The 10,137-nt window shown below is 49.2% G+C and carries 6 protein-coding genes and 2 rRNA genes (1 of these 8 running past the window's edge); 1 reads left to right on the forward strand and 7 read right to left on the reverse strand.

Annotated elements, in window-relative coordinates; genetic code table 11:
- Positions 1-64: 64 nt before the first annotated feature.
- Positions 65-1,789 (forward strand): hypothetical protein, encoded by a 1,725-nt coding sequence (locus Kalk_RS05595; protein ID WP_158643323.1) that lies wholly within the window; start codon positions 65-67, stop codon positions 1,787-1,789.
- A gap of 76 nt (positions 1,790-1,865) precedes the next feature.
- Here the strand turns inward: Kalk_RS05595 and Kalk_RS05600 are convergent, their stop codons facing one another.
- From Kalk_RS05600 to Kalk_RS05630, 7 genes are all read right to left on the reverse strand, one after another.
- Positions 1,866-3,986, reverse strand: coding sequence for a TonB-dependent receptor plug domain-containing protein (locus tag Kalk_RS05600; RefSeq protein ID WP_101893269.1), 2,121 nt, complete (start codon positions 3,984-3,986; stop codon positions 1,866-1,868).
- Between the two features lie 262 nt (positions 3,987-4,248).
- The gene (locus Kalk_RS05605) at positions 4,249-5,007 is read right to left on the reverse strand and encodes a glucose 1-dehydrogenase (protein WP_101893270.1); all 759 of its coding nucleotides are present in this window, start codon (positions 5,005-5,007) and stop codon (positions 4,249-4,251) included.
- A 45-nt stretch (positions 5,008-5,052) separates the two neighbouring features.
- Complete coding sequence (locus Kalk_RS05610) at positions 5,053-5,844, reverse strand: citrate/2-methylcitrate synthase (RefSeq protein WP_101893271.1); 792 nt, start codon at positions 5,842-5,844, stop codon at positions 5,053-5,055.
- Entirely contained in the window at positions 5,841-6,671 is an 831-nt protein-coding gene (locus Kalk_RS05615) for a citrate synthase family protein (RefSeq protein WP_101893272.1), read from the reverse strand. Before Kalk_RS05615 ends, Kalk_RS05610 begins: the two co-directional genes overlap by 4 nt.
- Complete coding sequence (locus tag Kalk_RS05620; RefSeq protein ID WP_101893273.1) at positions 6,661-8,403, reverse strand: thiamine pyrophosphate-binding protein; 1,743 nt, start codon at positions 8,401-8,403, stop codon at positions 6,661-6,663. The genes Kalk_RS05615 and Kalk_RS05620 overlap by 11 nt, the downstream gene beginning before the upstream one ends.
- Positions 8,404-8,647: 244 nt before the next feature.
- Positions 8,648-8,762 (reverse strand): 5S ribosomal RNA (gene rrf, locus Kalk_RS05625).
- Between the two features lie 179 nt (positions 8,763-8,941).
- A 23S ribosomal RNA gene (locus Kalk_RS05630) occupies positions 8,942-10,137 on the reverse strand (it continues 1,686 nt past the right edge of the window).

Below are 10,137 nucleotides of genomic sequence, written 5' to 3' on the forward strand. Positions count from 1 at the left end.
ATCCATTTGGTTGAGCTCAGGCATCATCCCCAATAAACTCAACTCACGTTTAAAAACAACAATTATGAGCAGTATACCAATGCCGCAGCACTACACTGGTCGCCGCAACCTTATCCTACTCAGTGCCTTCATTCTGTGTCTGCCAGCGTTGGCAGCAGGCCTGATGGGCGACGATTACATGCACTATGCTTTGCTCACGGCAGATCTTCCCATCGCAAAGCCCAATGATCTGTCACTTTTTGGTTTATTTTCGTTCATTAACGGTGATCCTGAGCGAAATCGTCTGTTAATGGACTACAGCCTGATCCCCTGGTGGACGTATGCAGAGCTCAAATACGCCTTCTGGAGACCCTTAAGCGAAATATTTCACTGGGTTGATCACCAGCTGTGGCCAGAGCAACCCTGGCTTATGCATCTGCACAATATTGCTTGGTACATGATCGCGCTTTGTCTGGTGGCCAGGCTTTACAAGCAATATTTGCCCACAGCAGGAACAGCTCTGCTGGCGTTATTCCTATATGGACTGGACAGCACCCACGGCTTCACCATCAGCTGGATATCCAACCGCAACGCTTTACTGGCACTGACGTTTGGCTTGCTGACATTTTTGCTGTACACGCGCTGGCGAGAGGAAGGGGGAATCGGCAGTCTGATGCTATCGCTGCTTACCCTGCTACTGGGACTGCTTTCTGCGGAGCTGGGAATCTCCGTATTTGGCTATATCGGAGCCTATGCCCTGTTCATGGATAAGCGAGGCCCTGTAAAAGGAGTGCTGGCAACCCTCCCCTATTTCGCGGTCATCGTCGGATGGTGGGCGATTTACAAATACGCGGGCTTTGGTGCCGCCCATGCTGATGCCTACTATGTCGATCCCGCCTCCCAGCCGCTTTCCTTTTTAATGAAAGCAGCTGAACGCCTCCCGGTGTTATTAGCAAGTCAATGGGGCATCGTCCCAGCAGACCTCTACACGCTAAGCGGTGCGAGCAACTATACGTACGTGGCAATTTGTGCGGTTATGTTGATACTTTCCCTGATCCCCGTGCTAATGGTGCAGATCAAGAACCGCGCCACCTTGTTCTGGCTGTTCGGCATGCTGTTTTCAATATTGCCTGCTCTGGCGGCATCCCCCTATGATCGACTGTTATTGTTTCCCGGCATAGGTGCATCAGCACTGCTGGCAAACTTCCTCATTCAGATCAAACTCAAACGATATACACCGTCATCCTCAATATTGAAGACGTACACCACGCTGATTTTTTTCGTGATGGTGTTTATCCACCTGATCATGGCACCGATTTTACTTCCGGTGATGGCGTACAGCACCAAATTCATGTCAGATCAGGTATCCACCACACCATCCTATTTCCAGAACATAGAAAATATTGAACATAAAAAACTCGTGCTTTTCTCACCGCCCCTGGCGTCATCACTCGCCATCGCGGCATTGCGATATCACAGACAGGATCCCATTCCGGCGCGAATTTGGACCATCACCACCCTAGATGATGGGCTGCAATATCATGCATCAGGCAACAGACTTCTGGTATCCCGCGAGGCAGGCTTTATCGACGGCCCTATCGAAGAATCTGTACGTAACATGGAGAAATATCCGTTTCAGGAAAACGATGAGGTGATACTTTCCGGGCTCCGTATTGGCATACACCAATTAAACGAGAGCGGTAAGCCAAGCCAGCTGTCCCTCACCTTTGATCAGCCAGTTAACAGCAGCGAATATGTGTTCTTGAAATGGGACGCGAACAGCAACCAATATACCCAACTGGACTTTTAGCACATCAGAACCAGGGGAAAAGGGGGATCTGCGGCCCCGCCGAGGGAGGCCGCAGATAATCAGAACGATTTAAGGGCTAGAGCTTGTAACTAACTGAAACATTACCGCTTCTTCCTGGAGCAGGATAATCTCCGGGAACACTATCAGCGCTTGGCGTTCTCCAATCAGAATCGAACAGGTTTCTGACACTAACAGCAACCTCCAGCCCTTCCACCAGCCCCATCCTACGGGCAGTTATATTCCATACCGATTCACTACCGATAGGATCTCGCACATCGCCTGGGGGCCGCTCTATCGTACCTAACCAGTGCCCTTCAATGTTCACATTCCATTCGGCGCTACTGGCCCAATTCAAACTGACATAAGCCTGGCGTTCAGGTGCATTGCCAACATCTTCATTCGTCGCCAGATCTTCCGATTTCTGATACGAATAGTTACCCACCAGAGTCAAATCCGTCGTCAATTTACTCTCAAACTCAAATTCCAAACCTTTGCCTTTTCTTTCACCTATATTGGTAAACTGTTGACCCGTCAAAAGAATCAGATCCTCAATTCGATAGTGAAAAAAGTTCAGACTATAGTGACCTCCACCGTCAAATGAACGATGAAACGCCAATTCATACGTATCGATCACCTCCGGCTCCAAATTGGTATCACCCAGAGCAACCGGGTTTGCGGCGGCATAGAGCTCAGACATAGACGGTGCTCTATAGGCGCGGCCATACATAAGCCGGGTTGTCCAATCATCACTGGTTAACCAAACCAGGGCCAGTCGCGGATTAGTTGTGTCGCCAAAATCGGAATACCTGTCATACCGAGCGCCAGCCACCAATTGCAAGTCTCTGGCGATCTGCCACTCATCCTGAACTGAAACAAAATAGGAATCACGTTGTTTTTCAGGCAACCAAACCTCATCGGTATCACTTACATCGACGATTCCAGCCGGTTTAGGCGAGTTATCGGTGTTGAAATTCTTGGTTTCCGAGGTCTCATACACATCCCCCCACGTAACCCCCAACGCTACCCGTACCCGGTGCTCATCCCAACCGGTATAAACTGCGTATTGCGTAAGCCTGGCCTGAATCTCTTTATATCCAGGGTTGCCGATAAAACCATCAGGGAACTCATAAAAAGTGGGAAAACACGTTAACGTAATGGTGCAAACATCAGGCACTTTAGCACCTTCGGGAAACACCTTCGTATCTCCAACCGCAGCCTGTTCATCATAAAGAAGGCTAAATTCAGAAATCAGATTCAAGTCCTGATCCCAAATATCCTGAGTGTAAGACACATCAAAATTGGCGCTCTCTGTGGAGTAGAAAGACTCAGGAGATAATGCATTAGCCACACCGACGCCAAGCCCCATGTCATCAACATTCTGATATCCCGCTCTGATTCGCCATTCATTACGACTAACATCGACGTTAAGATCCAAGCTCTTGTAGCCGGTGTTCATATGACCCGGTGCTCTGGAGGCCGGGTCATAGTTAGGATCCGGGTCAAATGTCTGTGCCAGTCCATCAAACAACGTTTGTGTATCTGAATCTATACTGGCTTTGTGGCCATCAGTAGTACCCATGTGCGCATTGAAAAACACCTCCCACTCCGAGACCTGGCCACCATATTGAACCCACGCTTCCTGAGAGTTAAAGCTGCCCGCGCGCATGCCAACCTGGGTACCTTCAACCTCCAGGCTCGTTTTCGTTATGATGTTGATAACACCAGCAAACGCATCGGCACCATACAAGGCAGAACCCGGACCACGAATGACTTCGATACGATCAATGGCTTCAATCGGTACGCCTTTCCAACCATTACCACGGTTACCAAACGGTAATACTTTATGAGGAATACCATTGACCATTAGCAAAGCCTGAGGGTTCAAGTTTCCGTAAATTCCCCGGAATATATACATGGGAGAATAAGCTTGATCCGAACGGCTTACATATAAGCCAGGCACCGTCATCAATGCGTCATCGATACTCTGGGCCCCCATATTGACAAGATCGCTGGACGTGATGACAGTTGTAATTGCAGCTGCACGATTCAACGGTGTAGGACTGCCCGTTGCCAAATTAGTAACTTCGATATTACCCAGCTCCTCTAAAGACAAGTCCCAGAGATTATGAGCCGCCATCAGTGGGCTGGAAATGAAACCAGGAATCGAAACCAGTATAAAAACCTTGAGCCGGCCCATGCCACGCACCTATTGTCATTGTTTTGTTTAAAAAATGAGCGCAGCATTACTCTCAAAACTCCCCTTTAACGCAGCACAACCCCTCACGCTGTCATTAAAGCGGCTCCCGCAAGCCCAAAAAGCACTGAGACACCCTAGCACTCAATTAAATCATTGAATCTAGGGCACTTATATCAATTTAGCAGGGACCTAGAGTATTGTAAAAAAAATGCCCGGATAAAGTAAAAACTTCATCTGGGCATCATCAATCAAACTAAACGGCCTATTGGGTGCAATAACCACCATCCAGTACCATATTCTGTGAAGTAAACCAGCTTGCCTCCTCCGAACACATCCATTTAACAGCGTTCGCCACGTCCAAAGTAGACCCAAGGCGCCCCAGCGGGTGCTGCCCAACGATAGAATCCCGAAGCACCTGATTCTCCAATACAGGCGCATTCCCTTCTGTCGGCACCCAAGCAGGACTAATACAATTAACCCTGATGCCCCTTGGCGCAAACTCTAAAGCCGTTGCTTTGCTTAAACCTACAACAGCATGCTTACTTGCCACATAAGCAGGAACCCCCATGGATGTTCCCAAAACACTCCAAACAGACGCCATATTAACGATCGAGCCTCCACCACGCTTGAGCATCTCCGGGATCTGATATTTCATACACAGCCAAGTCCCTCTAATATTAAGATCGAATACCCGATCAAACTCCTCTTCAGATAAATCCACTGTATTAGAAATCGGTTCAGCGGTGCCTGCATTATTAAAGGCAAAATCTAATTGGCCGAAGCTGCTTATAGTTTCATCGACCATACACCTAACATCGGAGGCCTTAGAAACATCCGCATGAATAAATATGGATTCCCCCCCCATGCTGTTAATAAAATTAACCGTTTCCATTCCTTCGGGTTCTCTACGAGCCACTACCACAACCCGTGCACCATCCTTGGCAAATTCTATTGCTGCCGCACGCCCAATTCCTGAGCTGGCACCAGTAACAATCACTACTTTGCCGTCAAACTTTCGCATTGAAAACCACACCACACTTTGACTGAAATTACTAATCGAATATCATCACCAGCGACGATACTCATGTCCTCTATAGTTCAGATTCTCACAACGCATCGCAAAAAAACTACCTTCCGGTCGAGCCCTTGCATCCTGATAACAGGGCGCTATACCTGTAATGAAAACCACTGTAAGGAACTGCTGATATTCCTCAGTAGACATTCCCATATCAGCGATAATAGCGGTGTTAAGCGCAGCAATATTAATTGAAAGATTCCGCTCGCGTTTCAGACACTCATAAACCCTAAACGCCAATTGAAAATATCGCCCCTTTTCAAGTCCCAGCTCTTCTATCAGCTTCAAAGTGTGTGGAATCCGCTCATCTACACGGGCCAACGGTCGACCATAGCCAGCAACAATCCTACGTTCCGATAGCTCTTGCAGAATAAAGTCTTCGATAGAGATGCCCGCATCTTCCGCACTTGCCGCCCTGTGAAAAAAATCCAGAATCTTTCTCTCGGGTCTACGACCGTAAATTTTGGCTTCGGATACTGCAAGTCCAGCTAACAATGAAAGTGACGCCGTTGAACGCGCACTGCCACCCAGTGCAGCAACTTGATTTGGCCAAATGCCCGGATCTGGATAACTACTGGCAACCCACATAAAATTTAAGAAACGCAACTGGCTTTCAGTAAACTGACGCCCGGTGATTGCATATAGAAACACATCCATCCACTGTCGATCGCCCAGCTCGTGATGTAAATCCTTACCTCGCATTACGACACGTTCAGACAAAAATGCTTTGCCAATGTGTGTCTCCAGCGAACTTTCCAGTCTGTTTAGATCTTCAATGCTCATAAGTTGTACCTACTTACATCAGGCATCGGGGATGGGCCAGGGTCATCAGTCAGATGAATAGCGGCACCATAGGCGGGAAATCTTTTCCAACCGAGTTTTTCCTGCTCTAACGCATGCACCGCTGCGCCAGGCAGACGCAACATCAAAAACATCATGGTAGCCTGCCCCCCTGAAAGCCCGAGGTCAGCAAACGCTGCTGCAGCAACGGCGGACATCGCTAATGGCAGGCCGGTAGACTCTTCAAGCGATGCCCGCTGCAAAGCAAGCCACCGCAAATGTTCACCAGAAGAAACGTCAGCCAATATTTCAAGAACCTGTTTAACTGGTGTAGCACAGGAAACACCATGGGGATCAAATCCGGGCGGATGCTCAATTGGGTTCCACACATCTTCATGCAAATCCCGATTAGGATTTTTCAGATATTCACACCAGGCAACTACATCTCGCCCCAACCGCTGCCAGGCCTCAACCAACAGATAAACCTCGTGAGATCCACCGTACTGGCCTGCCCCTACTGCTAGTGCGGCAATCAATGATCCAGCATCGACCGTGCCAGCCACACCGCCATTCATTGCAGCCCTGACACTGGCCTCTCGTGGGCCTGGATTGGCCAAGGCAATCGCCAGCTTCTCCAATAGACTTGCATCCTGCGTGCTTGGCTTGTCGCCTTTAAACAGGAGCAACATATATTCCGCCCAACTTGCATGACGGATAATGTCGCCATACACATCATATCCATGAGCCAAACATCGTTGTGCCGCAAATGGGTTATCCGGCTCAGCCTCCTCACACCATATAGATGTGTGCAGTTCAAATTTATGAGGCATACTCTTCCCCCGTCGCTGCTCCCGTTAAAACACGCATGCGATTACCCATCGGCGGCACTTCACGAGCATCCACACGCACATCCAACAAACAGGGGCCGGGCTGCGATAACAAATGATCCAGATCGATCTGGTCTATGTCTGAAAATGAATTTACCGAATAGGCCTGAACACCCATAGCCTCAGACATAAGCGCAAAATTAACCCTGGGCAGCTCAGTACCAATGGCCTCAGCACCACCAAGAGCCTGCCCATGTTTAACCATCCCAAGGCAAGAATCATTCAGTATAATAAACAGAACGTTTAAGTTTTCCTGTAGCGCTACCGTGATCTCTTGTCCACTCATCAAGGCACTACCATCTCCAGTAATGCAGATGACCGGAGCACCTTTAGCGCCTGCTGCCGCACCAACTGAAGCACCGATGGCCCACCCCATGGACGAAAACCCTATCCCGATCTGAAACGGCGTTCTGCCGTTATCCAACGCCTTACGAACATGCCAATAGTGAATGGCCCACAAATAACTACTACCGCTATCGGCATACACTCGAGCTTGCGGAGTTAGACTTTGGCTCAAATGCCAAAAGAACGCCTGGGGTTTAATCGGGCTGGATCGATCTACGCAATTTACACTGTCATCCAGTAAGTAATTAGTGGGCAAGCCGTTGGTAGAATGACCACACAGATCCCATTTGACCGGCTTTTCAACCTTGAGACGCCGATTCAAACGCTTAAGCAGCAAGCGAGGAGATCCCAAGATGCAACGCAAAGCACTGGTTGAGCGACTTAAATGGTCCGGGTTATTTGAAATGTGCACCAACCGCTTTCGATCAAGACCGGCGGAATGATCCCAACCACCGGTAGTAACCTCATCCAGAGCAGTCCCGATGACCACAATTCGCTGTGCGTTCGCCTCTAACATCGACTCACGGGCACTGCGATGACCAGCAAAGCCGAATACCCCACGGTATAACCGATGGTTTTCTGGAATTAAGCCTTTAGCTCTTGGTGTTGTGACCAACGACCATTGACGCGCTTCTGCCAGAGATAGGATGTCATCTACCGAATCAAAACAGCCCTCACCAACTAATATGGTGACACGCTCTTTATTAGCGAGCTCATCATAAAGAAGCCGTTCGGCCTCATAAGTGGGTACGACCTCATGATCGATAAACGCCCATAAGTTACCGCTTGCCGCCTGCGACTGAACGCTCATTCGCATGATATCAACAGGCACACTGAGGTGCACAGGGCCAGGGCAGTTGCCCATAGCATGACTGATTGCCATCATCAGCTTATGCTCCAGCTGTGCGGAGTGCGATACCAACGTATTGAAATGAGTGCAGTCTTCGAACAACTTCACCGTGTTAATACCAGTACAGGAGCCTTCCTGAAGTGCACCCATACCGAAGGTTTGTAATGAAGGCTGGCCAGTTATAGCCAGCACCGGTGTTGAATCTGCATAAGCGCTTGCGACGCCTGTGAGAAGATTGGTTGCACCTGGGCCTGAAGTTGCACAGCATACTCCCAGTTTACCTGTTTCCCTGGCATAACCTTCCGCCATAAACGCTGCACCGGTTTCGTGTCGCGCTATGACAGCTTTTGGACCTCCATTTCTTTCACTGCGAGCAAGGGCGTTATAGAGCGGTTCTATTGCCCCCCCAGGTACACCAAATATGTATTCAACACCTAATCTCTCCAAGTAGCGGAGAATTAGATCGCCGTTTTCGTTCATATTGGTGTCCTAAAATGTCTGACTAGACAAGGAAGCGCTACATTACAGCTTTGTTCATAATTTAACCTCCCCTGCTAAAGAAAAAAAACAAATTAGCTAAATTTTGAACAAAACACCCACTCTAGACTAATTAGTCTTTACAAAGTGCAAAGTATTAACAAGCTTATTAGTAAAGGGAGGTGTATTTCCACAAGGCAATAAAAAACCCCGATCAGGTTACTGATCGGGGTTTTTGGTAATAAGAGCCTGACGATGACCTACTCTCACATGGCGAATGCCACACTACCATCGGCGATGCTGCGTTTCACTTCTGAGTTCGGCAAGGGATCAGGTGGTTCCACAGCTCTATTGTCGTCAGGCAAAGGGGATCGATGACCCGTTTGCTGTTTGCAATCGATTCATCAAATTCGTTAACGAGGTATTGAGTCGCCAGCCGATTGGCATGGCTTACTCGATTAGCGGCTACGCTACATTTTAAGACTGTCGTCTATAGTTGCTGCCTTATAACATCGGTGAAGTTGTCTTCACTTAGGGTTATATGGTCAAGCCTCACGGACAATTAGTACTGGTTAGCTTAACGCCTCACAACGCTTCCACACCCAGCCTATCAACGTCGTAGTCTTCGACGGTCCTTTAGGAGGATCAAGTCCTCAGGGAGATCTAATCTTGAAGGGGGCTTCCCGCTTAGATGCTTTCAGCGGTTATCCTGTCCGAACATAGCTACCGGGCAATGCCACTGGCGTGACAACCCGAACACCAGAGGTTCGTTCATTCCGGTCCTCTCGTACTAGGAACAACTCTCCTCAAATCTCCAACGCCCACGGCAGATAGGGACCGAACTGTCTCACGACGTTCTAAACCCAGCTCGCGTACCACTTTAAATGGCGAACAGCCATACCCTTGGGACCGGCTTCAGCCCCAGGATGTGATGAGCCGACATCGAGGTGCCAAACACCGCCGTCGATATGAACTCTTGGGCGGTATCAGCCTGTTATCCCCGGAGTACCTTTTATCCGTTGAGCGATGGCCCTTCCATACAGAACCACCGGATCACTATGACCTGCTTTCGCACCTGCTCGAGTTGTGACTCTCACAGTCAAGCGCCCTTTTGCCATTATACTCAATGCGCGATGTCCGACCGCGCTGAGGGCACCTTCGCACTCCTCCGTTACTCTTTGGGAGGAGACCGCCCCAGTCAAACTACCCACCACACGCTGTCCTCAATCCAGATAATGGATCTAAGTTAGAACCCCAACATTACCAGGCTGGTATTTCAAGGTTGACTCCACGATGACTGGCGTCACCGCTTCAAAGTCTCCCAGCTATCCTACACAAGTAAGGTCAGAGTCCAGCGTGAAGCTATAGTAAAGGTTCACGGGGTCTTTCCGTCTAGCCGCGGGTACACTGCATCTTCACAGCGATTTCAATTTCACTGAGTCTCGGGTGGAGACAGCGTCCCCATCATTACGCCATTCGTGCAGGTCGGAACTTACCCGACAAGGAATTTCGCTACCTTAGGACCGTTATAGTTACGGCCGCCGTTTACCGGGGCTTCGATCAAGAGCTTCTCCGAAGATAACCCCATCAATTAACCTTCCGGCACCGGGCAGGCGTCACACCGTATACGTCCACTTTCGTGTTTGCACAGTGCTGTGTTTTTAATAAACAGTTGCAGGGACCTAGTATCTGCGACTGCCGTCCGCTTACGGAGCAAGTCCTTCACGGTCAGCAGCG

It is taken from the genome of Ketobacter alkanivorans, assembly GCF_002863865.1.
Lineage (GTDB): Bacteria > Pseudomonadota > Gammaproteobacteria > Pseudomonadales > Ketobacteraceae > Ketobacter > Ketobacter alkanivorans.

What these genes read in the sequence shown, in the direction of transcription:
- Kalk_RS05595 (WP_158643323.1), top strand. Translation starts at nt 65, where the DNA reads ATGAGCAGTATACCAATGCCGCAGCACTACACTGGTCGCCGCAACCTT.
- Kalk_RS05600 (WP_101893269.1), bottom strand. Translation starts at nt 3,986, where the DNA reads ATGGGCCGGCTCAAGGTTTTTATACTGGTTTCGATTCCTGGTTTCATT.
- Kalk_RS05605 (WP_101893270.1), bottom strand. Translation starts at nt 5,007, where the DNA reads ATGCGAAAGTTTGACGGCAAAGTAGTGATTGTTACTGGTGCCAGCTCA.
- Kalk_RS05610 (WP_101893271.1), bottom strand. Translation starts at nt 5,844, where the DNA reads ATGAGCATTGAAGATCTAAACAGACTGGAAAGTTCGCTGGAGACACAC.
- Kalk_RS05615 (WP_101893272.1), bottom strand. Translation starts at nt 6,671, where the DNA reads ATGCCTCATAAATTTGAACTGCACACATCTATATGGTGTGAGGAGGCT.
- Kalk_RS05620 (WP_101893273.1), bottom strand. Translation starts at nt 8,403, where the DNA reads ATGAACGAAAACGGCGATCTAATTCTCCGCTACTTGGAGAGATTAGGT.